Source organism: Nocardioides sp. GCM10028917 (assembly GCF_042666175.1).
Classification (GTDB): domain Bacteria; phylum Actinomycetota; class Actinomycetes; order Propionibacteriales; family Nocardioidaceae; genus Nocardioides.
In genome coordinates this window covers 23934-45319 of record NZ_JBHTFL010000012.1, presented here as the reverse complement: position 1 = coordinate 45319, position 21386 = coordinate 23934, and the positions used below count along the sequence as shown (strand labels likewise).

General features: G+C 71.9%; 24 protein-coding genes, 1 tRNA gene and 1 riboswitch. Of the genes, 14 read left to right on the top strand and 11 right to left on the bottom strand.

Annotated elements, in window-relative coordinates; all coding sequences use genetic code 11:
* Positions 1-87: 87 nt before the first annotated feature.
* Positions 88-534 (top strand): VanZ family protein, encoded by a 447-nt coding sequence (locus tag ACFQW6_RS20115; RefSeq protein WP_378549748.1) that lies wholly within the window; start codon positions 88-90, stop codon positions 532-534.
* On the opposite strand, the gene ACFQW6_RS20110 is transcribed toward ACFQW6_RS20115, so the two are convergent.
* Genes ACFQW6_RS20110 through ACFQW6_RS20090 form a run of 5 tightly spaced genes read right to left on the bottom strand, consistent with a single transcriptional unit; the run spans position 531 to position 5600 of the window.
* Entirely contained in the window at positions 531-1253 is a 723-nt protein-coding gene (locus ACFQW6_RS20110) for a gamma-glutamyl-gamma-aminobutyrate hydrolase family protein (protein WP_378549745.1), read from the bottom strand. The genes ACFQW6_RS20115 and ACFQW6_RS20110 overlap by 4 nt on opposite strands.
* 8 nt (positions 1254-1261) lie before the next feature.
* Positions 1262-2041, bottom strand: coding sequence for a 3-oxoacyl-ACP reductase (locus tag ACFQW6_RS20105; protein WP_378549742.1), 780 nt, complete (start codon positions 2039-2041; stop codon positions 1262-1264).
* Positions 2042-2072: 31 nt separating this feature from the next.
* The gene (locus ACFQW6_RS20100; RefSeq protein ID WP_378549739.1) at positions 2073-3422 is read right to left on the bottom strand and encodes an aldehyde dehydrogenase family protein; all 1350 of its coding nucleotides are present in this window, start codon (positions 3420-3422) and stop codon (positions 2073-2075) included.
* Positions 3423-3445: 23 nt separating this feature from the next.
* Positions 3446-4813, bottom strand: coding sequence for a glutamine synthetase family protein (locus ACFQW6_RS20095; protein ID WP_378549736.1), 1368 nt, complete (start codon positions 4811-4813; stop codon positions 3446-3448).
* 52 nt (positions 4814-4865) lie between these two features.
* The gene (locus ACFQW6_RS20090) at positions 4866-5600 is read right to left on the bottom strand and encodes a FadR/GntR family transcriptional regulator (RefSeq protein WP_378549734.1); all 735 of its coding nucleotides are present in this window, start codon (positions 5598-5600) and stop codon (positions 4866-4868) included.
* 144 nt (positions 5601-5744) lie between these two features.
* Here ACFQW6_RS20090 and ACFQW6_RS20085 point away from each other — a divergent pair, with 144 nt between their 5' ends.
* Both ACFQW6_RS20085 and ACFQW6_RS20080 read left to right on the top strand, forming a co-directional pair.
* Positions 5745-7355 carry an amino acid permease gene (locus ACFQW6_RS20085; protein ID WP_378549732.1) on the top strand — a complete coding sequence of 537 codons (1611 nt, stop codon included), beginning with the start codon at positions 5745-5747 and terminating at the stop codon, positions 7353-7355.
* Positions 7356-7548: 193 nt separating this feature from the next.
* Positions 7549-8457 (top strand): universal stress protein, encoded by a 909-nt coding sequence (locus ACFQW6_RS20080; RefSeq protein ID WP_378549729.1) that lies wholly within the window; start codon positions 7549-7551, stop codon positions 8455-8457.
* A gap of 84 nt (positions 8458-8541) precedes the next feature.
* On the opposite strand, the gene ACFQW6_RS20075 is transcribed toward ACFQW6_RS20080, so the two are convergent.
* A tRNA-Leu gene (locus tag ACFQW6_RS20075) sits at positions 8542-8630 on the bottom strand.
* Positions 8631-8710: 80 nt separating this feature from the next.
* Between ACFQW6_RS20075 and ACFQW6_RS20070 the strand changes: the two genes are divergently transcribed.
* The 6 genes from ACFQW6_RS20070 to ribH all read left to right on the top strand — a co-directional run bounded on the left by ACFQW6_RS20070 (position 8711) and on the right by ribH (position 14597).
* A complete protein-coding gene (locus ACFQW6_RS20070) occupies positions 8711-10054 on the top strand; it encodes a M20/M25/M40 family metallo-hydrolase (RefSeq protein ID WP_378549727.1) in 1344 nt (447 codons plus the stop codon).
* 151 nt (positions 10055-10205) lie between these two features.
* Positions 10206-10335: riboswitch (FMN riboswitch) on the top strand.
* A gap of 83 nt (positions 10336-10418) precedes the next feature.
* Positions 10419-11486 carry a bifunctional diaminohydroxyphosphoribosylaminopyrimidine deaminase/5-amino-6-(5-phosphoribosylamino)uracil reductase RibD gene (gene ribD, locus ACFQW6_RS20065; protein WP_378549724.1) on the top strand — a complete coding sequence of 356 codons (1068 nt, stop codon included), beginning with the start codon at positions 10419-10421 and terminating at the stop codon, positions 11484-11486.
* Complete coding sequence (locus ACFQW6_RS20060; protein WP_378549721.1) at positions 11487-12125, top strand: riboflavin synthase; 639 nt, start codon at positions 11487-11489, stop codon at positions 12123-12125.
* Positions 12122-12823 (top strand): nicotinamide riboside transporter PnuC, encoded by a 702-nt coding sequence (gene pnuC, locus ACFQW6_RS20055; protein ID WP_378549718.1) that lies wholly within the window; start codon positions 12122-12124, stop codon positions 12821-12823. The genes ACFQW6_RS20060 and pnuC overlap by 4 nt, the downstream gene beginning before the upstream one ends.
* Positions 12820-14121 carry a bifunctional 3,4-dihydroxy-2-butanone-4-phosphate synthase/GTP cyclohydrolase II gene (locus ACFQW6_RS20050; protein ID WP_378549715.1) on the top strand — a complete coding sequence of 434 codons (1302 nt, stop codon included), beginning with the start codon at positions 12820-12822 and terminating at the stop codon, positions 14119-14121. The genes pnuC and ACFQW6_RS20050 overlap by 4 nt, the downstream gene beginning before the upstream one ends.
* The gene (gene ribH, locus ACFQW6_RS20045; RefSeq protein WP_378549712.1) at positions 14118-14597 is read left to right on the top strand and encodes a 6,7-dimethyl-8-ribityllumazine synthase; all 480 of its coding nucleotides are present in this window, start codon (positions 14118-14120) and stop codon (positions 14595-14597) included. Before ACFQW6_RS20050 ends, ribH begins: the two co-directional genes overlap by 4 nt.
* Here the strand turns inward: ribH and ACFQW6_RS20040 are convergent.
* Positions 14594-14857, bottom strand: coding sequence for a DUF3072 domain-containing protein (locus tag ACFQW6_RS20040; RefSeq protein WP_378549709.1), 264 nt, complete (start codon positions 14855-14857; stop codon positions 14594-14596). The genes ribH and ACFQW6_RS20040 overlap by 4 nt on opposite strands.
* 107 nt (positions 14858-14964) lie before the next feature.
* On the opposite strand from ACFQW6_RS20040, the gene ACFQW6_RS20035 reads away from it, so the two are divergent.
* Genes ACFQW6_RS20035 through ACFQW6_RS20025 form a run of 3 tightly spaced genes read left to right on the top strand, consistent with a single transcriptional unit; the run spans position 14965 to position 16565 of the window.
* Positions 14965-15228, top strand: a complete 264-nt coding sequence (locus ACFQW6_RS20035; protein WP_299931560.1) for a phosphoribosyl-ATP diphosphatase — start codon at positions 14965-14967, stop codon at positions 15226-15228.
* Between the two features lie 16 nt (positions 15229-15244).
* Positions 15245-16090 (top strand): ATP phosphoribosyltransferase, encoded by an 846-nt coding sequence (gene hisG, locus ACFQW6_RS20030; protein WP_378549705.1) that lies wholly within the window; start codon positions 15245-15247, stop codon positions 16088-16090.
* Entirely contained in the window at positions 16074-16565 is a 492-nt protein-coding gene (locus tag ACFQW6_RS20025; RefSeq protein ID WP_378549702.1) for a PH domain-containing protein, read from the top strand. Before hisG ends, ACFQW6_RS20025 begins: the two co-directional genes overlap by 17 nt.
* Before the next feature lie 19 nt (positions 16566-16584).
* Here ACFQW6_RS20025 and ACFQW6_RS20020 read toward each other — a convergent pair whose 3' ends face one another.
* Positions 16585-17514, bottom strand: a complete 930-nt coding sequence (locus tag ACFQW6_RS20020; RefSeq protein WP_378549699.1) for an aldose 1-epimerase family protein — start codon at positions 17512-17514, stop codon at positions 16585-16587.
* 34 nt (positions 17515-17548) lie between these two features.
* Here ACFQW6_RS20020 and ACFQW6_RS20015 point away from each other — a divergent pair, with 34 nt between their 5' ends.
* Positions 17549-18523, top strand: coding sequence for a GNAT family N-acetyltransferase (locus ACFQW6_RS20015; protein ID WP_378549696.1), 975 nt, complete (start codon positions 17549-17551; stop codon positions 18521-18523).
* Here the strand turns inward: ACFQW6_RS20015 and ACFQW6_RS20010 are convergent.
* From ACFQW6_RS20010 to ACFQW6_RS20000, 3 genes are read right to left on the bottom strand one after another with little or no spacing between them, the layout of a single operon-like run.
* Entirely contained in the window at positions 18513-19079 is a 567-nt protein-coding gene (locus ACFQW6_RS20010; RefSeq protein WP_378549693.1) for a 4-amino-4-deoxy-L-arabinose transferase, read from the bottom strand. The genes ACFQW6_RS20015 and ACFQW6_RS20010 overlap by 11 nt on opposite strands.
* Positions 19069-20286, bottom strand: a complete 1218-nt coding sequence (locus ACFQW6_RS20005; RefSeq protein WP_378549690.1) for an amino acid deaminase/aldolase — start codon at positions 20284-20286, stop codon at positions 19069-19071. Before ACFQW6_RS20005 ends, ACFQW6_RS20010 begins: the two co-directional genes overlap by 11 nt.
* Positions 20283-20741: a hypothetical protein gene (locus ACFQW6_RS20000; protein ID WP_378549687.1), complete on the bottom strand. Its 459-nt coding sequence runs from the start codon at positions 20739-20741 to the stop codon at positions 20283-20285. Before ACFQW6_RS20000 ends, ACFQW6_RS20005 begins: the two co-directional genes overlap by 4 nt.
* Before the next feature lie 78 nt (positions 20742-20819).
* On the opposite strand from ACFQW6_RS20000, the gene ACFQW6_RS19995 reads away from it, so the two are divergent.
* Complete coding sequence (locus ACFQW6_RS19995; protein ID WP_378549685.1) at positions 20820-21386, top strand: SseB family protein; 567 nt, start codon at positions 20820-20822, stop codon at positions 21384-21386.

The following is a 21386-nucleotide window of genomic DNA, read 5'->3' as shown; positions in this document are numbered from 1 at the left end:
ACACCGGCATCGGAGGCCTCGTCCCCGCCGACCGCGTTCACAACGTCACGGGGAACTACAGCTAGGTAGGACCCGGATGATGGCGTCGTGCTGCACCGACATCCCTTCCTCAGCCTGCTGACCGTGGTCTACCTGGGATTCGTCGCCCTCGTGACGCTGACGCCGGGCAACGAGCAGCCCGACTACGCGGGGCTGGCCGGCCGCGTGCTCGCACGCCTGGAGCGTTACCCCGACCTCGATCCGGTGACGAGCCGGCTGAGCGTCGAGCGCATCGAGTTCATCGCCAACATCGGGCTCTTCGTCCCGCTCGGCATGTTCCTGCTGCTCCTCGTCGGCACGCGCCTGTGGCTGGTCGCGCTCGCTGCCGGCATCGTGCTCACCTCGATGATCGAGGCCGTCCAGCGCGAGATCCCCGGCCGGGTCTCCGATCCCCGCGACGTCGCCGCCAACTCGATCGGCATGTTCCTCGGCATCGCCGTGGCGCTGGTGCTGACCCTCCCGGCGACCCTGCGGCGGCGGCAGGGACGCGGCTAGCGTCCCCCGGCGGTCGCGTGCTCGTCGGCGGCAGCGACCAGTCCTGCCATCAGGCCGATCTCCACGCGGGTCTCCGGGTGCCACTGGACGGCGAGGCGCCAGCGGTCGCCGGCCGCTTCCATGGCCTCCAGGGTCCCGTCGGCCGCCCGCGCCACTGCGGTGAACCCGGGGTGGGTCGCCACCGACTGGTGGTGGTGGCAGCTGACCTCGACGCTGGCTCCGACGAGTGCGGCCAGCCGCGAACCCGCCTCGGTCGCCACGTCGATCGAGCCGTAGGCGTCCCCGCCGGGCGAGTGCGTCTCGTGGCCGACGAGGTCCGGCGTGTGCTGGTCGAGCGACCCGCCCGCGTGGACGGCCATGAGCTGCATGCCGCGGCAGATGCCCAGCACGGGCAGCCCGGCCTCGTCGGCGGCGTCCAGCAGCGCGAGCTCCCACGCGTCGCGGTCCGGTCGCCAGCCCGCCGTGCGGGCGTGGGGCTGGGCGCCGTACCGGTCCGGGTCGATGTCCGCCCCGCCCGAGACGACGAGCGCGTCGATCCGCGACACGACCCGGGCGGCGGCACCCGGCGCGCCGACGGGAGGGAGCAGCACGGGCACGCCGCCCGCGGCCTCGACCGAGGCGGCGTACTCCGTCGGCAGCAGGTCGGCACGGGCGTTCCACACGCCCCACGCGGCGACCTCGCGGTAGGTCGTCAGCCCGACGACCGGAGCCACACGCACCGCGGGCCTCAGACCGGGGTGACGTAGGCGCCGGAGATGCCGCCGTCGACGAGGAAGGTGCTGGCGGTCATGAAGCTCGACTCGTCGGAGGCGAGGAACAGCACCGCGTTGGCCATCTCCTCCGGCTCGCCGAACCGCCCCATCGGCACGTGCACCAGTCGCCGCGCGGCCCGCTCGGTGTCGCTGGCGAACAGCTCCTTGAGCAGTGGGGTGTTGACCGGGCCGGGGCAGAGCGCGTTGACGCGCACGCCCTCGCGCGCGAACTGCACGCCGAGCTCGCGCGACATCGACAGCACGCCGCCCTTGGAGGCGGAGTAGGAGATCTGCGACGTCGCGGCACCCATGACGGCGACGAAGGACGCGGTGTTGATGATGGAGCCGCGCTTCTGCTCCAGCATGTAGGGCAGCGCGGCCTTGCAGCACAGGTAGACGCTGGTGAGGTTGACCTCCTGCACCTTGCGCCACGCGTCGAGGTCGGTGTCGAGGATCGAGTCGTCCTCCGGTGGCGAGATGCCGGCGTTGTTGAAGGCGATGTCCACCGAGCCGTAGGTGTCCTTGGCCGTCCGGAAGAGCGCGTCGACCTCGTCCTTGGAGGTCACGTCGACGTGGACGTACGTGACCACGTCGGGGCCGCCGAGCTCGGCGGCCAGCGCCGTGCCCGCGGCGTCGTCGATGTCGCCGACGACGACCCGGGCGCCCTCCTCGACGAAGCGACGTACGGTCGCCAGGCCGATGCCGCTGCAGCCACCGGTGACGACGGCCGTGCGGCCCTCGATGCGTCCTGCCATGGGTGTTCCTTGCCTTCCGGGGATCGGTGGTTCAGTGGGCGATGAAGACGTTCTTCTCCTCGGTGAACGCGTTCGGCGCGTCCGGACCGAGCTCGCGGCCCAGGCCGGACTGCTTGTAGCCGCCGAACGGCGTCCAGTAGCGCACGGAGGAGTGGCTGTTGACCGAGAGGTTGCCGGCCTCGACGCGGCGGGCGACCCGCAGGGCCCGGCCGACGTCGGAGGTGAAGATCGAGCCGGACAGGCCGTACTCCGTGTCGTTGGCCAGGGCGACCGCCTCGTCCTCGTCGTCGAAGGCCATCACCGCCACCACCGGGCCGAAGACCTCCTCGCGCCACACCGCCTCGGTGGTGTCGGTCGACTCCACGACCGTCGGCGGCAGCCACCACCCCGGCCCGTCCGGGACGCTGCCGGTGAACGCGACGCTGGCACCGTCGAGGTAGGCCTGCACGGAGTCGCGCTGGCCGGCTGAGACCAGGGGACCCATCTCGCTCTGCTCGTCGGCGGGATCGATCACCCGCAGCGCCTTGACGGCGGTCTCGAGCCGTCCGACGAACTCGTCGTACGCCGATCGCTGCACCAGGATCCGCGAGCGCGCGCAGCAGTCCTGCCCGGCGTTGTCGAAGACGGCGTACGGCGCACCGGCCGCGGCCGCCGCCACGTCGGTGTCGGCGAAGACGATGTTGGCGCTCTTGCCGCCCAGCTCGAGGGTCACCCGCTTCACCTGGTCGGCGCAGCCGGCCATGATCTTCTTGCCGACCGTCGTGGATCCGGTGAAGCAGACCTTGCGCACGAGCGGGTGGGTGACGAACCGCTCGCCGACGACCGAGCCCTTGCCCGGGACGATGTTGAGCACACCCTCGGGCAGGCCGGCCTCGACGGCCAGCTCCCCGATGCGGATCGCCGTGAGGGGCGTCAGCTCCGCCGGCTTCAGCACGACCGTGTTGCCGGCCGCGAGCGCGGGCGCGAAGCCCCACGCCGCGATGGGCATCGGGAAGTTCCAGGGCACGATGATGCCCACCACGCCGAGGGGCTCGTGGAACGTCACGTCCGTGCCGCCCGCGACCGGGATCTGCCGCCCGAAGAGCCGCTCCGGGGCGGCGGAGTAGTAGTTGAGGCAGTCGCGGACGTTGCCCGCCTCCCACCGCGCGTTGCCGATGGTGTGCCCGGCGTTGAGCACCTCGAGCTGCGCCAGCTCCTCGAGGTGCTCGTCGACCAGGGCGGCGAACGCCCGCAGGAGCCGGGCACGCTCGCCCGGAGCCACGTCGCGCCACGCCGGGAACGCGTCGTGCGCCCGGGCGATGACGGCGTCGGCCTCGTCGACGCTCGCGGAGGCGGGCGAGCCGTCGAGCTCTGCGCCGGTGCTCGGGTTGATCAGGATCATCTTGGCCTTCCTCGGGACTCGACTCACAACCGCTCGAAGCCGCGGAGCAGCTCCCAGTCGGTGACGGCGGCGTTGTAGGCGGCCAGCTCGACGTCGGCCATGTTGGCGTAGTGGTCGACGACCTCGTCGCCCAGGGCGGCCCGGGCGACGGCGGATGCGTGGAACGCCTCACGCGCCGCCGCCATCGTGCCGGGGACGCGAGGCTTGTCCGAGGCGTACGCGTTGCCGGTCAGCTCCGGCTCGAGCTCGAGCTGCCGCTCGATGCCGTGCAGCCCGCCGGCGATCATCGCGGCCAGGGCGAGGTACGGGTTGGCGTCGGCGCCCGGGATGCGGTTCTCCATCCGCGCGCCGGGACCCGACCCGACCAGGCGGACGGCGCACGTGCGGTTGTCCAGGCCCCAGCCGATCGTGGTCGGCGCGAAGGAGCCGTCGGCGAAACGCTTGTAGGAGTTGATGTTGGGCGCGAACAGCAGCGTGAAGTCGGCGACCGTCGCGAGCACGCCGGCGATGAAGCTGTCGTAGAGCGGCGTACGTCCCCCGCCCGCATCGTCCCAGAACACCAGCTCACCGTCCGCGCCGCGCAGCGACAGGTGGATGTGACAGGAGCTGCCCTCGCGCTCGTTGGGCTTGGCCATGAACGTCAGGGACCTGCCGTGCTGGGCGGCGATCTCCTTCGCGGCGTTCTTGTAGACGACGTGGTTGTCGGCGGTGGTGAGGGCGTCGGCGTAGAGGAAGCCGACCTCGTGCTGGCCGAAGTTGCACTCGCCCTTCGCGCCCTCGACGTCGAGCCCGGCGGCGTACATGTGGTTGCGGATGTCCCGCAGCAGCGGCTCGACGCGGGTGGTGCCGAGGATCGAGTAGTCGACGTTGTACTGGTTGGCGGGCGTCAGGTCGCGGTAGCGCTTGCGGTGGGCCTCCTCGTAGGTGTCGTCGTAGATCACCAGCTCGAGCTCCGTGCCGGCGAGTGCCACCAACCCGCGCTCGGCGAGACGCGCGAGCTGCGCCTTGAGGATCGTGCGGGGGCTCGCGAGGACCGGGCGGTGGTCGGTCCACTCGAGGTCGCACTGCACCATCGCGGTGGCGGGCAGCCACGGCAGCAGTCGGATGGTCTGCTCGTCCATGACGAACTCCATGTCGCCGTAGCCCTGGTCCCACGACGTCATCGCGTAGCCGCCGACCGTGTTCATGTCGACGTCGACGGCGAGGAGGTAGTTGCAGCCCTCGGTGCCGTGCCCGACCACGTGGTCGAGGAAGTAGCGTCCGTGGAGCCGCTTGCCCTGCAGGCGGCCCTGCATGTCGGTGAACGCGAGGACCACCGTGTCGACGTCGCCGGCGTCGATGCGCTGGCGGAGCCCCTCCATGGTGAGGTGGCGGTCGTTGCGTGTGCTCACGGGGTCTCCCTCTGTGCGGGCGGGTGTGCTGGCGTGGGGTGGCGTGGGTGTCTCATCCGAGCAGGCCGCGGAGCAGCGCGGCGGTGTCGTCGCAGTGGTCCTCCATCACCTTGCGGGCGCGATCGGGGCGACCCTCGACGATGGCGCGGCAGATCTGGCGGTGCTGGCGGTGCGAGTGGCCGATGTTGGGCTCGAGCGCCGGGATCGCGCCGAGCATCGAGTCGAGGGTGGACTGGACCGATGTCACCGCCTCCTGCAGCCGCGCCGATCCACTCAGCGAGGCGATCGTGAGGTGGAGGCGCGAGTCGGCCTGCCGGTGGGCGCGCTTGCCCGACGCGTCGTGGACGGCGGCCTCGGACGTCGCCAGCCGGTCCCGATCGGAGTCGGCGAGGTCGTGGCTCGCGGCGAGGTGGGCGGCGCCGGGCTCGACCACGCGCCGGAACTCGAGCGCGTCGAGCCACTCGGACTTCGTGGCCGCGGAGACCTTGGCCAGGCCGCCGGTGAAGCGGCCGCGCGCCCGCGAGGTCACGGTCGATCCGCCGCCGCGGCCGCGCCTGGTCTCGACCAGTCCGGCCTGCCGCAGCGCGGCGATCGCCTCGCGCAGCGTGGCCCGGCTGACAGCCAGCCGCTCGGCGAGCTCGCGCTCCGGGGGCAGCAGGCTGCCCACGGGATAGACACCGAGCCGGATCGCCGTGGCGAGCTGTTCCACGCAGCTCTCGAACGCATGGTGCCCCCGCACCGGCCGGAGCACCGCGGCAGTGAGGTGCTCGTGCGGCTGGGCGGTCATGCGGGCCAGTCTGTGCAGGTTCGCGCTGGACGTCAATGGTCGGAGTTCATACCAATTTCCGGGAGTTCTCGTCAGGAGTCTTTACGACCGGATCGGCCGGGTCTACGGTGCCGAACAACCACTGACGCCCCGAGAGGTGTGCCCATGTCCGCAGCAGAGTCCGCCGCTAGACGCGAACTGACCGACGACGAGCAGCACCTCGCGAAGCTCGGGTACAGCCAGGAGCTCAACCGCTCGTGGTCGGGATTCTCGAACTTCGCGATCTCGTTCTCGATCATCTCGATCCTGGCCGGGTGCTTCACGAACTTCGGTGCCGGCTTCAACAACGGCGGCCCGATCTCGATCTCCTGGTCCTGGCCGATCCTCGGCCTCTTCATCCTGATCATCGGCTTCACGATGTCCGAGCTGGTCTCGGCCTACCCGACCTCGGGCGGCATCTACTGGTGGGCCGCGAAGCTCGGTGGTCCGGCAGCGGGCTTCTTCACGGGCTGGCTCAACCTGATCGGGCTCGTCGCCGTCACCGCCGGTGTCTCCTACGGGTGCGCGACCTTCATCGACCTCACGATCAGCACCTGGTCCGAGAGCTTCGCCGAGAGCTACTCGCTGACGCGCGTCTTCATCATCTTCCTGGTCGTCCTGCTGCTGGTGTCGGTGCTGAACATCTTCAGCAGTCACCTGATGGCGGTCATGAACAACGTGTCGGTGTGGTGGCACGTCGTGGGTGCGGCGGCGATCGTCGTGATCCTGCTGTTCGTCCCCGACCAGCACCAGTCCCTCAGCTACGTCTTCACCGAGCGCTTCAACAACTCCGGCTACTTCGGCGGGGAGACCGGCACGCTCGGCTTCTGGTTCGCCATCGTCCCGTTCGGCTTCCTGCTGACGCAGTACACGATCACCGGCTTCGACGCCTGCGCGCACCTGTCGGAGGAGACGGCCTCCGCCTCGACCGCAGCCGCGAAGGGCATCTGGCAGTCGATCCTCTACTCGGTGATCGGTGGCTACATCCTGCTGCTGACGGTGGTCTTCGCCATCCCCGACGACGCCAGCGGCAACCCGGACAACGCGGGCGTCGGCGCGGGCGGCGTGGCGTACATCTTCGTGCAGTCCATGGGTGCCAACTGGGCGGGACTGGTGCTCTTCATCTCCGCCTCGGCACAGTTCTTCTGCGCGACGTCGTGCATGACCTCGGCGTCACGCATGACCTTCGCCTTCAGCCGCGACGGCGCCATCCCCGGCTCCAACACGCTCAAGAAGCTCACTGCGCTGCGGGTCCCCGCGAACGCCGTCATCTTCGTGGCCCTCTGTGCCGCTGCCGTCACGCTGCCCGCGCTGGTCGAGGTCAACATCGGCACGCCGGAGGCGCCGCTGATCGTCCCGGTCGCCTTCTACGCCGTGACCTCGATCGCGGTGATGGGGCTCTATCTCGCCTTCGCGATCCCGATCTGGCTGCGCTGGAAGCACGGCGACCGGTTCGAGGTGGGCGCGTGGAACAACGGCTCGAAGTACAAGTGGATGAACCTGATCGCCGTCGCCGAGATCGTGATCGTCATCTTCTACCTCTCGATGCCCTTCGTCCCGGCCGGCAACCCGTTCAGCGAGTCGGACTTCGCCTGGAAGTTCGTCAACTACGCCCCGCTGGTCACCCTGGCCTCCCTGCTCCTCCTGGCCGTGTGGTGGAACGCCTCGGCGAAGAAGTGGTTCACGGGCCCGAAGACCACCATCGACGAGGCGGTCGTGGAGGCGTTCGACTCCTGATCGCGACCACCGCGACATGCGAAGAACCCCAGGTCGTCGACCTGGGGTTCTTCGTGTCTGTGTCCGAGGGAGCCAGCCCTCCTCGATCCTCGCCGGGACCGGGCCATTGGTCCTGACGGTGCGATCCCTTGGCCTCTGCTCCTCACGTCCAGGGGTGACGAGGCTGGAGGTGGACCTCGAGAAAGGACCAGACATGCACACGCAGACGGATGGCGCCGTCATGGTCGGCGTCGCCGAGTCGATCTTCACGGGATGGGCTCTGCACTGGGCCGCCGAGCAGGCCCAGATGGAGGGACGCACCCTCGCTCTCGTCAATGCCTCGGGTCCTGTGCTCGGTGCGCGGCGCGAGTACGGCTCGAGTCAGACCCCGAGCTCCTCCGCCTCGCTCCGCGAGCACGGCGAGGAGCTGCTTGCGCGGGCTCGCGCGGTGGTCGCCAAGGTCGCACCGCAGGTGCCGGTCGACGAGGTCTTCGAGATCGCCGATCCGGGCATGCTTCTCAACCAGCTCTCGTCCAGTGCCCACCTGCTCGTGCTCGGGTCGCGGGGGCGCGGTCCGGTGCGCAGCCACCTGCTGGGCTCGGTGGGGCTCGCCGCGGTTCGGCATGCCGTCTGCCCCGTGGTCGTCCATCGTCCGGGAGACCATCCCGGTCACGTCCACTCCGGTGTGCTGGTGGCGGCAGAGGCCACAGCGGACTCGAGACCGGTCCTCGAGTTCGCCTTCCACATCGCCAGCCTGCGGGGACTGCCCCTGAAGGTCGTCCACTACGTGTACGACGTCCGGTCCGCTCTGGTGGGTGCGCCGATGCCCGGGACTCTCGGCGGAGAGGCCGGGCACCGGGCACGCACGCTCTCCGAGTGCCTCGCCGGCTACCGCGAGGGCTATCCCGACGTCCACCTGGTCGTCGAGACGCGCACCGGACTGGTGCCCGAGCAGGACCTTCGCCGGATCGGCCGCGACGCCGCCCTCACCGTCGTGGGATCGCACCAACGCCGCGTCGTCGACCGCTTGCTGACCGGGTCGGTGTCGGAGTCGGTGCTCGAACACGGGTGCGGGGCCGTCGCTGTGGTGCCCACGGTCGACCCGCGCAAGCGATCAGCCTGACGTGCGGCGGTCTGTCAGCCCACGCGACGGACGGCCGATGCGAAAAGCCCCTGCCCGCGTCTCCGCAGGTCAGGGGCTTGTCGTTGGTGTCCGAGGGGGGACTTGAACCCCCACGCCCTAATACGGGCACTAGCACCTCAAGCTAGCGCGTCTGCCAATTCCGCCACCCGGACGAGTGCTGGAGAACAGTAGCAAAGCAGTTCGGTGCCAACGAATCGGGGCAGGTGCGCGCTCGTGGGGCAGGATGGACGGCATGGAACAGGCGCCCACCGACCACTCGGCAGACACCTCGCAGGACCGCTCCTACGACCCCGCCGCGGAGGTCGTCCAGCTGTGCCAGGACCTCATCGGGATCGACACCTCGAACTACGGCACCGACGACGGACCGGGGGAGCGCAAGGCGGCCGAGCACGTCGCCGCGCTGCTCGACGAGGTCGGGATCGAGGCCGAGATCATCGAGGATCGACCGGGGCGGGCCAACGTCGTGGCGCGCTGGGGCGGTGGCGACGGCCGGGCGCCCCTGCTGCTCCACGGCCACCTCGACGTCGTACCCGCCGAGGCGTCGGACTGGCAGGTCGACCCCTTCTCCGGCGAGATCAAGGACGGTCAGGTCTGGGGCCGTGGCGCGGTCGACATGAAGGACTTCGACGCGATGCTGCTCAGCGTCGTGCGCGCCCGCGCGGCGGCCGACGCGGCCCCGGACCGCGAGGTGGTGCTCTGCTTCACCGCCGACGAGGAGGCCGGCGGCGGGCACGGGGCCAAGCTCCTGGTCGAGGACCACGCCGACTGGCTCGCCGACTGCACGGAGGCCGTCGGAGAGGTCGGCGGCTTCTCGGCCACGGTGCGCGGACGTCGGGTCTACCTCATCGAGGCCGCCGAGAAGGGGATGGCCTGGATGCGACTCACGGCGCGCGGCCGCGCGGGCCACGGCTCGATGATCAACGACGACAACGCCGTCACCCGACTGGCCGGCGCGGTGGCACGGATCGGCGCCCACCAGTGGCCCGTGCGCCTGACGCCCACCATGGAGGTGCTGCTCGCGACGGTCGGCGAGCTCGCCGGCACGGAGGCCACGCCCGACAACGCCGAGGCACTGGTCGAGGAGTTCGGCGACGCCGCCCGGATGCTCGGCGCGGTCATCCGCAACACCGCCAACCCGACGATGCTGCGGGCCGGCTACAAGACCAACGTCATCCCGACAGACGCGCAGGCGACCGTGGACGGCCGCTTCCTGCCCGGCTACGAGGACGAGTTCTTCGCGACCCTGCGCGAGCTTGCCGGCGACGGCATCGAGCTCGACTTCGAGTCCCACCAGCAGCCGTGGGAGACGCCGTACGACGGTGACCTGGTCGACGCGATGACCCGCAGCCTGCTGGCCGAGGACCCCGACGCGCTCGTGGCGCCGTACACGATGAGCGGCGGCACGGACGCCAAGCACTTCCGCAGGCTCGGCATGCGCTCCTACGGCTTCACGCCGCTGCGGCTGCCCGCCGACCTCGACTTCACCGCGCTGTTCCACGGCGTGGACGAGCGGGTGCCGGTCGACGCGCTCGAGTTCGGCGCGCGGGTCTTCGACCGGTTCCTGGACCAGGTCTGACCTCACGCCTGACCTGACGTCTGACCTCACGTCTGCCCCGGACCGGTGGAAGCGATCGCCGTCCGGCCCCGCGGCGGATGTTGCGCACGTCACCGGCGGACCCCGGTGAGGGAATGGTGCCTGCTGTGGCATGGTTGCGACCACGAAGAGCTTGCGTGCTCTGGGGGCGGTGGAACTCCGCACCGGCGGTCACAGTCCGCGACCCGGCCACAGCCAGTGGCCGGTTGACCAGGTGGAACTCCTGGACCGACGGTCACAGTCCGGATGAGAAGTGCACGCTGACGGCTCGCACGCCATCCCTCGCCCTCCGCGGGGGAGTGCCCCGTCGCCCGCCCCCCTGAGTCCCACCGGACCGGAGGCGGAGATGACGACCAGCGAGGCAGAGCGCAGCGCCATGCGGCGCGCACTGGCGCTCGCCGTCACGCCGGGCGTGCCGCTCGGCCCCAACCCCCGCGTCGGGTGCGTGCTCCTCGCGCCGGACGGCACGACGGTCGCCGAGGGCTTCCACCGTGGCGCCGGCGGACCCCACGCCGAGGTCGAGGCACTGCGCGAGGCCGGCGACGCCGCCCGGGGCACGACCGCCGTCGTGACCCTCGAGCCGTGCAACCACACCGGCCGCACCGGTCCCTGCTCGGAGGCGCTGATCGCCGCGGGCGTGCGCCGCGTGGTGTTCGCCCAGGCCGACACCAACCCGGTGGCGGTGGGTGGTGCGGCCCGCCTGCGCGAGGCCGGCATCGAGGTGGAGCCCGGACTCCTCGCCGAGGACGCGCAGGCCGTCAACCGCACGTGGACCTTCGCCCTCGAGCACGGCCGGCCGTTCGTCACGTGGAAGTTCGCCACCACCCTCGACGGGCGCAGTGCCGCATCCGACGGCACCAGCCGCTGGGTCTCCAGTCGGGCCGCCCGGCTCGACACCCACCGACTGCGCGGCGTCTGCGACACGATGCTCGTCGGCACGAGCACCGTCGCCGTCGACGACCCCGAGCTCACCGTCCGTGACGAGGTCGACGATCCCGTGGCGCACCAGCCGCTGCGTGCCGTGATGGGCCTGCGCGACCTCGCACCCGACCGGCGAGTCCTCAACGACCGCGCCGAGACCGTCCACCTGCGCACCCGCGACCCGCGCGAGGCGCTCGACACCCTCTTCGCCCGCGACCGCCAGCACGTGTTCCTCGAGGGTGGCCCGACCCTGGCGCGGGCCTTCTTCGCGGCCGGGCTCGTCGACGAGGTCGTCGCGTACGTCGCCCCGATGCTGCTGGGCGCGGGGTCCAGCGCCGTCGGCGACCTCGGCATCACCACCATCGCCGATGCCGTCCACCTGCACGTCGTCGACGTGCACGTGCTGCAGGGCCACGACGGCGAGGACACCAACGTCCGCCTCACCATGAAGCCCCACACGCCCCCCCTCACGACCCGCCACAGGAGGCACTGAATGTTCACCGGGATCGTCGAGGAGCTCGGCACCGTCGCCGAGGTCGTCGACCAGGGTGACGCCATCCGGCTCACCGTCCAGGCCGCGACGGTGCTCGAGGGCACCGGGCTCGGCGACTCCATCTCCGTCAACGGGTGCTGTCTCACCGTGTCCGAGCTCGGCGACGGGCGCTGGACCGCCGACCTCATGCAGGAGACGCTCGACAAGACGTCGCTGCGGGGTGTCGTCCCCGGCGACCGGGTCAACCTCGAGCGCGCGGTCACGGTCGACAAGCGGCTCGGCGGCCACATCGTCCAGGGCCACGTCGACGGCGTCGGCGAGGTCCTCGCCCGCGCGCCCAGCGAGCACTGGGACGTCGTCGAGATCTCCCTGCCGCGCGACCTCGACCGCTACCTCGTCGACAAGGGGTCGATCACCGTCGACGGCGTCAGCCTGACGGTCGTCGAGGCCCGCGAGGACAGCTTCACCGTCAGCCTCATCCCCGAGACCCTCGCTCGCACGACGCTCGGCAGCCGCCGGGTCGGCGACCTGGTCAACCTCGAGGCCGACGTCATCGCCAAGCACGTCGAGAAGCTCCTCGGCGCCTACGCCCGGACCTCCTCCAGCACCCACACCCCCGAGAACGACGAGGAAGAATGATGGACCTGCTCGAATGGCTCATCCACGGCACGATCCCGGTGCCGGGCGACGGAGCGCTCGGTGCCCGCGAGGTCATCGGCAACGCCTTCGGCCTCGCCAGCGCGATCCTCGGCATGAAGCGGCTCGTGTGGGCCTGGCCGATCGGCCTGATCGGCAACGTCCTGCTCTTCACCGTCTTCGCCACCGGTGAGCTGTCCGGCCAGATCGACGAGCCGCTGTGGGGCCAGGCCGGTCGCCAGGTCTTCTTCGCCGCGATGTCCCTCTACGGCTGGTGGCGCTGGACCCAGGTGCGCCGCTCCGGTGGCGCGTCGGACGGCGGTGCCATCGCCCCCCGCTGGGCGACCGGCACCGAGCGCGTCCAGCTGCTCGTGCTGGGCGTCGTCGGCTACGCAGCGGCGTACGTCCTCCTGACCCAGGTGCTGGGCTCGTGGGGCCCGATCACCGAGGCGTGGATCCTCACCGGCTCGATGCTCGCCACCTACGGCATGGCCCGCGGCTGGGTGGAGTTCTGGCTCATCTGGATCCTCGTCGACATCGTCGGCGTGACGACGCTGGTGCAGGCCGGCTACTACCCGACCGCGGGCATGTACCTCTTCTACGCCGTGTTCGTGGTGATCGGCTTCTTCGTCTGGCTGCGCGCCAGCCGCACCGTCGTCGACGCGACGGACCCCGACCGCAGCGAGGCGGTGTCGGCATGAGCGCACCCGACCGCGTGCGCCTCGACTCCGTCGAGCGGGCCGTCGCCGACATCGCCGCCGGCAAGGCCGTGGTCGTGGTGGACGACGAGGACCGGGAGAACGAGGGCGACATCATCTTCGCCGCCGCGAAGGCGACCCCCGAGCTGATGGCCTTCACCATCCGCCACTCCAGCGGCGTCATCTGCGTGCCGATGCCCGGCGACATGCTCGAGCGGCTCGAGATCCCGCTCATGACGCCCCACAACAAGGACAAGCTCCGCACGGCCTACACGATCTCGGTCGACGCCCGCGACAGCGTCTCCACCGGCATCAGTGCCGCCGACCGCGCCCGCACCGCCCGGACGCTCGCCGACTCCGCGACCGAGCCGTGGGAGCTCACCCGCCCGGGCCACGTGTTCCCGCTGCGCTACCGCGAGGGCGGCGTGCTGGTGCGCCGCGGGCACACCGAGGCAGCCGTCGACCTCGCCCGGCTCGCAGGCCTCACGCCCGCCGGCGTGCTCGTCGAGATCGTCAACGACGACGGCACGATGAAGCGGGCCCCGGAGCTGCGGGAGTTCGCCGACGAGCACGGCCTCGCGATGATCTCGATCGAGGACCTGGTGCGCTACCGCCGCCGCCACGAGCGGCACGTCGAGCGCGTCGCCGAGACGCGGCTGCCCACCCGGCACGGCGACTTCACCGCCTACGGCTACCGCATCACCATCGACGACAGCGAGCACGTCGCACTGGCGTACGGCGACATCGCAGGCGCCGTCGCGCAGGGCGAACCGGTGCTCACCCGGGTCCACAGCGAGTGCCTCACCGGCGACGTCTTCGGCAGCGAGCGCTGCGACTGCGGTCCCCAGCTCGACGAGGCGTTGCGGACGATCGTCGCCGAGGGCAGGGGAGTGGTGGTCTACCTCCGCGGGCACGAGGGACGCGGCATCGGCCTCGTCGCCAAGCTGCAGGCCTACCAGCTGCAGGACGGCGGCCGCGACACCGTCGACGCCAACCTCGACCTCGGCCTGCCCGCCGACGCCCGCCACTACGGCACCGCGACCCAGGTGCTCCGCGACCTCGGCATCGAGTCGGTGCGGCTGATGACCAACAACCCGGACAAGACGGCGAGCCTGGAGGACTTCGGGATCCACGTCTCCGAGCGCGTCCCTCTCGCCATCCGCCCGACCGAGCACAACCGGGCCTACCTCCGCACCAAGGCCGAGCGGATGGGCCACCACCTCCCCGTCGACCTGCCCCAGGTCGCCCTCGACCACCAGGCCGAGCACCTCGAGCACCCCGAGCAAGGAGAGACCGCATGAGCGGAGCCGGAGCACCCACGTCGCAGCCGTTCGACGCCGGCGACCTCAAGGTCGCGGTGGTCGCGGCGAGCTGGCACACCCAGGTGATGGACGGCCTCGTCGGCGGCGCCGAGCGCGCGCTGGCGGCGTACGGCATCGACGAGCCCGAGGTCATCCGCGTGCCGGGCACCTTCGAGCTGCCGGTGGTGGCGGCGTCGCTCGCGCGGGCGGGGTACGACGCCGTGGTGGCCCTCGGTGTCGTCATCCGCGGGGGCACGCCGCACTTCGACTACGTCTGCTCGGCCGCCACCGACGGCCTCACCCAGGTCAGCGTGGACCACGCGGTGCCGGTCGGCTTCGGCGTCCTCACGTGCGACACCGAGGAGCAGGCTCTCGACCGCGCCGGCCTCGAGGGATCAGCGGAGGACAAGGGCTGGGAGGCGACGGCCGCCGCGCTCGACACCGCCCGCGTGGTGCGAGCGGTGCGGGCGGGCTAGCTGGTCCGGTCGCTGGCGGACTGCAGCCGGTCGATGTGCTCGGAGGCCTGGGCCTTGGTCAGGTCGGCCGGCAGCTCCTCGCCGGCCTCGCGGGCGAGGGTGTCGAGGTAGCTGCGCTGGGCGCCCGTCATCGGCTCGTCGCCGGTGACCCACTCCTCGGGGTCCTTGCGGGTGGTGTCGCCCTGCGGCCCGCCCAGCACCTCCTGGGTGGGGTCGCTCTCGGGACGGTCGGGGTTCGAAGACGTGTTCGATTCGCTCATGCTGCGACTGTAGCCCGCCGCCCCGACAGCGCAACCACACCGACGGGTGGTCCGCGCCCGAGCCCGGTGGGCAGCACCGGGTGCCCCAGCGCCTAGTCTTGCTCCTCGTGAAGACGTTCGAGGACCTGTGGGCGGAGCTGTCCGCCAAGGCTGAGGAGCGGCCCGAGGGGTCCGGCACCGTGCAGCAGCTCGACGCCGGCATCCATGCGATCGGCAAGAAGCTGCTCGAGGAGGCCGCCGAGTCCTGGATGGCCGCCGAGCACGAGGGCAAGGACGCGACGGCGCTGGAGATCAGCCAGCTGCTCTACCACGCGCAGGTGCTCATGCTCGCCTCCGGCCTGACCCTCGACGACGTCTACGCCCACCTGTGAACCCGAAGAGCCAGCCATGACCCTCCGCATCGCCGTCCCCAACAAGGGGTCGCTGTCCCAGGCGGCCACCGAGATCCTCCGCGAGTCGGGCTACCGCCAGCGCAGCGACTCCAAGGAGCTCGCGCTCGTCGACACCGAGAACGACGTCGAGTTCTTCTACCTCCGCCCGCGCGACATCGCGCTCTACGTCGGCGAGGGCACCCTCGACGCCGGCATCACCGGTCGCGACCTGCTCCTCGACTCCGGCGCCAAGGCCGAGGAGGTCATGAACCTCGGGTTCGGCCGCTCCCGCTTCCACTTCGCGGGACCGATCGGGCGCTACTCCTCGCTGCAGGACCTCGACGGCCTGCGCATCGCGACGTCGTACGTGGGTGTGGTGGAGGACTACCTGTTCCGCCACGGCATCGACGCCACCGTCACCCGGCTTGACGGCGCGGTGGAGACCAGCATCCAGCTCGGCGTGGCCGACGTCATCGCCGACGTCGTCGAGACCGGCTCGACGCTGCGCGCCGCCGGGCTCGAGACCTTCGGCGACGTCATCCTCGACTCGCAGGCGGTCCTCGTCACCCGCGGCGGCGAGGTGCCCGACGACTTCGAGATCTTCCGCCGCCGGATCGAGGGCGTGCTGGTGGCACGCAGCTTCGTGATGATGGACTACGACATCGAGGAGAAGCACCTCGACCGGGCGAGCGAGCTCGCCCCCGGTCGCGAGGGGCCGACCATCTCCCCGCTCGGCAAGGCCGGCTGGGTGGCGGTGCGCGTCATGGTGCCGCGCGCCGGGTCGCAGCGGTTGATGGACGACCTGTACTCGGCCGGCGCCCGCGCCATCCTGCTGACCGACATCCATGCCTGCCGCCTCTGAGAACCCGGCCGGCGCGCCCCGCGGGCCCGCTGCGCCCACCCTGCCGCACACGTGGCGGCCGATGGGCGTGCGCTTCGCCGTGATCGGCTTCGGCGTGATGCTGCTCGTCGTGTGCGCGGCGGCCTGGTTCGGCTTCGACGACGAGACGCGCGCCAAGTTCAACATCCTGCAGCGGCTCACGCTGCTCGTGATGGGTGCCGGGTTCGCCGCCATCGGGTGGGCCCTGGGCCGGGCGCGGGTGACCGCCGAGCAGGCGTCGCTCGTGGTCGTCAACGGCTTCCGTACCCGTCGACTGGAGTGGGAGCAGGTCCTCGGCGTGCACCTCCCGGCCGGCGCCCCGTGGGCCACCCTCGACCTCGCCGACGGCACCACGATCTCGGCGATGGCGTTCCAGGGCTCCGACGGCAGGCGAGCCCGCGACGGCGTACGCCAGCTGCGTGCGCTGATCGATCGCGGCGGGTCCGACCACCCCTAGTCGGCCCCGGCCCCGACCGCTACGCGCCCTTGGCTTCCGCGGGCTGCAGCACGTGGATGCCCCACGAAACCGACAGCTCGTCGCCCGGGCTGCCGGCCGGGGCGAGGGTGACGAGGTCGGTGCCGGAGTTGAAGGCGTCGGCCGGCGCCGTCATCGGCTCGACCGCCAGTGCCGGGCGCGGTCCGTCCGCAGGCGGGGTGAACACCTGCAGCCACCGGTGGTGCTCGTCCACCCACAGCGCGACGCCTCGCTCGCCCGATGGCTCGGTGAGCGTGACCCGCGCGCGTCCCTCGACGTGCTGGAGGTCGCCGAACCCGTGGTCGAGCGCCCGGTCGCCGATGTGACGGCCGGTGGTGAAGTCGAGGTCGTCGCCGACGGGCTCGACACCTGTCGGCAGCTGGCGGTCGTCGAGCACCACCCGGGTCCGGGCGGGCAGGGTCAGCTCGAGGTGCTCGATCGCGTCCCCGACGCACAGGTAGGGATGCGCTCCGCTCGCGTAGGGCGCAGGCTCCGCCGCCAGGTTCGTCGCGGTCTGGGTGACGACGAGCCCGTCCGCGGACAGGTCGTAGAGCACGTGCAGGTCCAGCGCCCACGGGTAGCCGGTCTGCGCCATCAGGCGGTGGACCAGGGACACCGAGGTGGCGGTGTGCTCCTCCACCGTCCACGGGGCCCAGCGGGCGAGGCCGTGCGAGGCGTTGCCGGTGCGCGGGTCGGTCAGCCCGAGCTGGAGGTCGTGGCCACCGAAGGAGTAGCGGCCGTCACGGATCCGGTTCGGCCACGGCATCAACAGCTGGCCGCGTCCGCCCGTGGACATCGCTGACGCGTCGAAGCCGTGGACGAGGTCGCGGCCGTGGTGCCGCAGCACCCGCAGCGCAGCCCCGCCCTCGGTGACGACCGCGGTGTAGCCCGCCGCCGAGATCTCGTACTGGTCACCGCTGGGAAGCACCATGACGCTCACCCTAGACATCACTACGGTGTCCCCCATGGGCATCACCACGCGCGTCCTCGGCGCCGAGGACGCCGACGCGCTGGCGGCGTTGATGACGCGCATCGAGGGCGACCACCCGACGGGGTTCTGCCTGGGTGCTGGCGAGATCCGCGAGGTCATGGGTGGGAATGCCGAGAACGTCTTCGAGGGAGCTCTCGACGGCGACGACCTGGTCGCCTACACGGCTGTGCTGCCGGGTCGCCCCGACGGGTCGCGTCTGTACGTCACTCTGTTCGGGGACGTCGACCCCGCCCGCCTCGGTGAGGGCACTGGGACGCTCATGCTCAGTCGCGCGCTCCACCGCTCACGCTCCCTCCACGCCGCCCTCGCGCCGGTGGTGCCGGGCAGGTTCGCCGCCGCCGCGCTCGCCGGTCGTGAGGACCAGGCCGACCTGTTGCGGCGGGCCGGGATGCGGCCCGGGCGACACAGCTTCCTCATGGTCGCCGACCTCGACCGACGGCCCGCGGTCGAGCCGCCGGCGGGGTACGCCGTCACGGCCTTCGACCCGGCGGCTGCCGAGGAGCTCCGGCAGGCGCACAACGGCGCCTTCGCCGACCATCCCGACCGCGCTGGTGCGACCCCCGAGTTCTGGGCCATGTTCGTCGTAGGTCCCGCCCACGCCCGGCACGCGCTCTCGGCCGTCGCCCGGGACGCCAGCGGCGCGGTCGCCGCCTACGTCCTCGCCCACGAGTACGCCGTACCTCCGTCGGGCGGGCCGGGCCCGGAGGTCCACGTGCCCTACGTCGGCACCCTTCCCGCGCACCGCGGCCACGGCCTGGCGACGGGCCTGCTCGCCGAGGTGCTGCGCCGCGCGAGCGACGCGGGCTACGTGACCGCCAGCCTCAACGTCGACACGGCCAACCCCACCGGGGCGCTCGGCATCTACGAGCGGGCCGGCTTCCGCCCGCTCTACCGCCAGGACTCCTACCACCTCGACGCCCCACCCGCAGGTGACCGCCTCAGCCGGTGACCACCACGAGGTCGGCGCGGTCACGCGTGCCGAGCCGGGCGAACAGCACGTCCTCGTCGATGCGCCACTGCTCCCAGTGCGGCCGCATCTGCTCGCCGTCGCGCGCCAGGCCGCGCCGCAGGCGCAGCCCCGACTCCGCCTCCACCCACACCAGCATCCCGACGAGGGGCGCGATCGCGGGGGACCAGCAGCCGGTGCCCTCGAGCACGAGCAGTCCTCCGGCCTCGACGGGATGGCTCTCGGCCCAGTCGTCCGCCGCCCAGTCCCACCGCGTCCACCGGCTCGCCTCGCCGCGCGCGAGCGGCTCGAGGAACGCCTCGATCGTGCGGGCCAGGCCCGGCAGCCCGCGCCACCCCTGGAGCAGCTCGTCGCAGTGGACGACGTGCGCCTCGGGAACGATGTCCGCGACGGCCGCGGCCAACGTGGTCTTGCCGGAGCCGGCGGGACCGTCGATGCACACCAGGCGGCCGCTTCCGAGCGCCGGGGGAGCGGCCAGCACGCGCTCGGCGACCTCGCCGGCCACGCAGGAGGGGTCGGCGGGAGCCTCAGAAGGCACGGTCGCAGCCGCGGTAGGACGGCACCACCTCGGCGACGGCATGCCCACGCACCAGGTGCACGTCGCGGACGTGCTCGAAGAACTCACCCGACTTGGCGTGGCGGAACCAGACCAGGTCGCCGATCCGCAGCTGCGCGGCCGGGTGCCCGGTCAGCGGGGTCTGGACCTCGCCGGCACCCTCGAGTCCCGTCAGGTGCAGCCCCGGTGGCGCCCACGGCACGGGCGAGCGGTCCGCGCCGGTGGCGCCGCTGGCGATCAGCCCCCCGCCGTGAACGGTCGCCATCTCCGGCGTGGGCTTGCGTGTCACGCGCAGCCCGAAGAACGCCGCGGGGCGGGGCTCGAACGACGCGTAGTGGTCGAAGATGCCCGGCACCAGCAGGCCCGAGCCGGCGGCGATCTCGGTGACCGCGGCGTCGGCAGCCGTGGCCTCGACCGACCCCGACCCACCGCCGTTCCAGAACTCCAGCGTCGCCACCTCGGCGAGCGCCTCGGAGATCTCGCGGCGACGCACGGCGAGCTGGGCCATGGAGGCCTGCTTGAGCCGGCGTACGACGCGCGACCGCGCGCGCTGGTCGGGGACGGAGTCCTGCACGCCCGCGACCTGGCCCTCGTAGGTCATCACGCCGACGAGGTCGAAGCCGTCGCGCTCCACCACGTGGCGCGCGAGCGCGACGACGTCGCGGGTGTCGAAGAGCGGCGAGCGCTTGGGTCCGACGTGCCTCCCGCCGAACCGGAGCCCGGCGTCGACGTCGAGCGCGATCCGCACCGGCACGACCGGCGAGGAACGCGTCGAGTGCACGACGTCGAGGTGCGCCGGGTCGTCCACCATCAGGGTGATGGCGGCCGCCGCCGAGGGGGACGAGGTCAGCCGGCGCAGGGCTGCCACGTCGACGGTCGGATAGGCCACGACGATGTCGTCGCTGATGCCGGTCTCGTGGAGCCAGAGCGCCTCGGCGAGCGTGTAGGCCAGGACGCCGGAGAACCCGTCGTGCGCGAGGGCCCGCTCGAGGAGCGCCGGCACGCGCAGGGACTTCGAGGCCACGCGGACGGGCTTGCCGCCCGCGCGACGCACCAGGTCGTCGGCGTTGGCGTCGAAGGCGTCGAGGTCGACCACGGCGATCGGGGTGGGCGGGGGTTCGGGCAGTCCGGCGACGGCGGCGTCGAGCCGCGACCACAGACGGTTGCGGTCGACGAGCCGGTCGATCACTCGATGCCCCGCTTGCGCAGCAGCGCCTCGATGTCAGCCATCTCGTCGTCCACGGCCGGGCGGGAGGTGGGGCCGGTGCGGGTGGAGGACGCCTCCGGCAGCTCGTCCTTGCCGCGCGTCGTCCGGCCACCCACGCCGGTGGCCTGCCCGCGGGCGAGCTGGCGGTCGCGGATGATGCCGCTCACGAACCACAGCACCACGGCCAGGCCGGCCAGCCCGACGCCGACCCACGTGCGGACGTCGAAGACGAGGGTGGTCGCCCAGTCCGTGATCGATCCAGCGATCTCCGTGACCATCTCGAGCGTCCCGGTCAGCCACGCGGCCGCGGGGAGCAGGGTGAAGCCGAGCGCGCGCAGGCCGTTGGCCGATCCTCGCCGGCGGAACGCGATCCACGTCCAGATGGCACCCGCGACGGTGAGCGCGGCGGTCAGTGCAGCCCAGGTAGTCCCTTCCACAGTCCCAGACTCCCACAGCGCACCACGCGCCCGTCGCGACCCGGGAGGGCTGGGCGAGGCCTGGGTAAGAATGGAGCCGTGGTCCACGACGACGCATCGCCCCACCGCGCGGGCGACGACTCCTCGCTCCAGCCGCTCGAGCGCACCATCCCGGACCCGGGATTCGCCGACGACGCCGGCGGGGCGGACCCGCGGCTCGCCCGCGTGCTGGCCGATGGGGCGGCGGGCACCGCGAGCTCCGGTGCGGTGCTCACCCTCCTGCAGGACGCCCGGCTGCTGGTGCCGGTCGTCGCGGTGCTCGGTGAGGTGGAGGTCGACGAGCAGGGGCTGGCCCACGACAAGTCCTCCGACATGGCGGCCGTCCTGGTGCAGGCCCCGGACGGCAGCAAGGGCCTGCTCGCCTTCACCTCCACCGCCTCGATGGCCCGGTGGGACCCGCAGGCCAGGCCGGTGCCGGTGCCGGCGGCCACGGCGGCCACCGCGGCGATCCAGGACGGCGCGGAGGCGCTGCTGGTGGACCTCGCCGGCCCCGCGTCGTACGTCGTCGACGGCGACGACCTCACCCGGCTCGCGGCAGGGTGGCGCCTGGTCGCCATCGGCGACGGCTCGGCGGGTCACGGGTGGATTGGCCCCTCGACGGAATGA

Bases quoted from the DNA above. Each gene is read 5' to 3' on its own strand.
- ACFQW6_RS20105 (WP_378549742.1), bottom strand. From the start codon at position 2,041: ATGGCAGGACGCATCGAGGGCCGCACGGCCGTCGTCACCGGTGGCTGC.
- ACFQW6_RS20100 (WP_378549739.1), bottom strand. From the start codon at position 3,422: ATGATCCTGATCAACCCGAGCACCGGCGCAGAGCTCGACGGCTCGCCC.
- ACFQW6_RS20090 (WP_378549734.1), bottom strand. From the start codon at position 5,600: ATGACCGCCCAGCCGCACGAGCACCTCACTGCCGCGGTGCTCCGGCCG.
- ACFQW6_RS20085 (WP_378549732.1), top strand. From the start codon at position 5,745: ATGTCCGCAGCAGAGTCCGCCGCTAGACGCGAACTGACCGACGACGAG.
- ACFQW6_RS20080 (WP_378549729.1), top strand. From the start codon at position 7,549: ATGCACACGCAGACGGATGGCGCCGTCATGGTCGGCGTCGCCGAGTCG.
- ACFQW6_RS20070 (WP_378549727.1), top strand. From the start codon at position 8,711: ATGGAACAGGCGCCCACCGACCACTCGGCAGACACCTCGCAGGACCGC.
- ribD (WP_378549724.1), top strand. From the start codon at position 10,419: ATGACGACCAGCGAGGCAGAGCGCAGCGCCATGCGGCGCGCACTGGCG.
- ACFQW6_RS20060 (WP_378549721.1), top strand. From the start codon at position 11,487: ATGTTCACCGGGATCGTCGAGGAGCTCGGCACCGTCGCCGAGGTCGTC.
- pnuC (WP_378549718.1), top strand. From the start codon at position 12,122: ATGATGGACCTGCTCGAATGGCTCATCCACGGCACGATCCCGGTGCCG.
- ACFQW6_RS20050 (WP_378549715.1), top strand. From the start codon at position 12,820: ATGAGCGCACCCGACCGCGTGCGCCTCGACTCCGTCGAGCGGGCCGTC.
- ribH (WP_378549712.1), top strand. From the start codon at position 14,118: ATGAGCGGAGCCGGAGCACCCACGTCGCAGCCGTTCGACGCCGGCGAC.
- ACFQW6_RS20040 (WP_378549709.1), bottom strand. From the start codon at position 14,857: ATGAGCGAATCGAACACGTCTTCGAACCCCGACCGTCCCGAGAGCGAC.
- hisG (WP_378549705.1), top strand. From the start codon at position 15,245: ATGACCCTCCGCATCGCCGTCCCCAACAAGGGGTCGCTGTCCCAGGCG.
- ACFQW6_RS20025 (WP_378549702.1), top strand. From the start codon at position 16,074: ATGCCTGCCGCCTCTGAGAACCCGGCCGGCGCGCCCCGCGGGCCCGCT.
- ACFQW6_RS20020 (WP_378549699.1), bottom strand. From the start codon at position 17,514: ATGGTGCTTCCCAGCGGTGACCAGTACGAGATCTCGGCGGCGGGCTAC.
- ACFQW6_RS20015 (WP_378549696.1), top strand. From the start codon at position 17,549: ATGGGCATCACCACGCGCGTCCTCGGCGCCGAGGACGCCGACGCGCTG.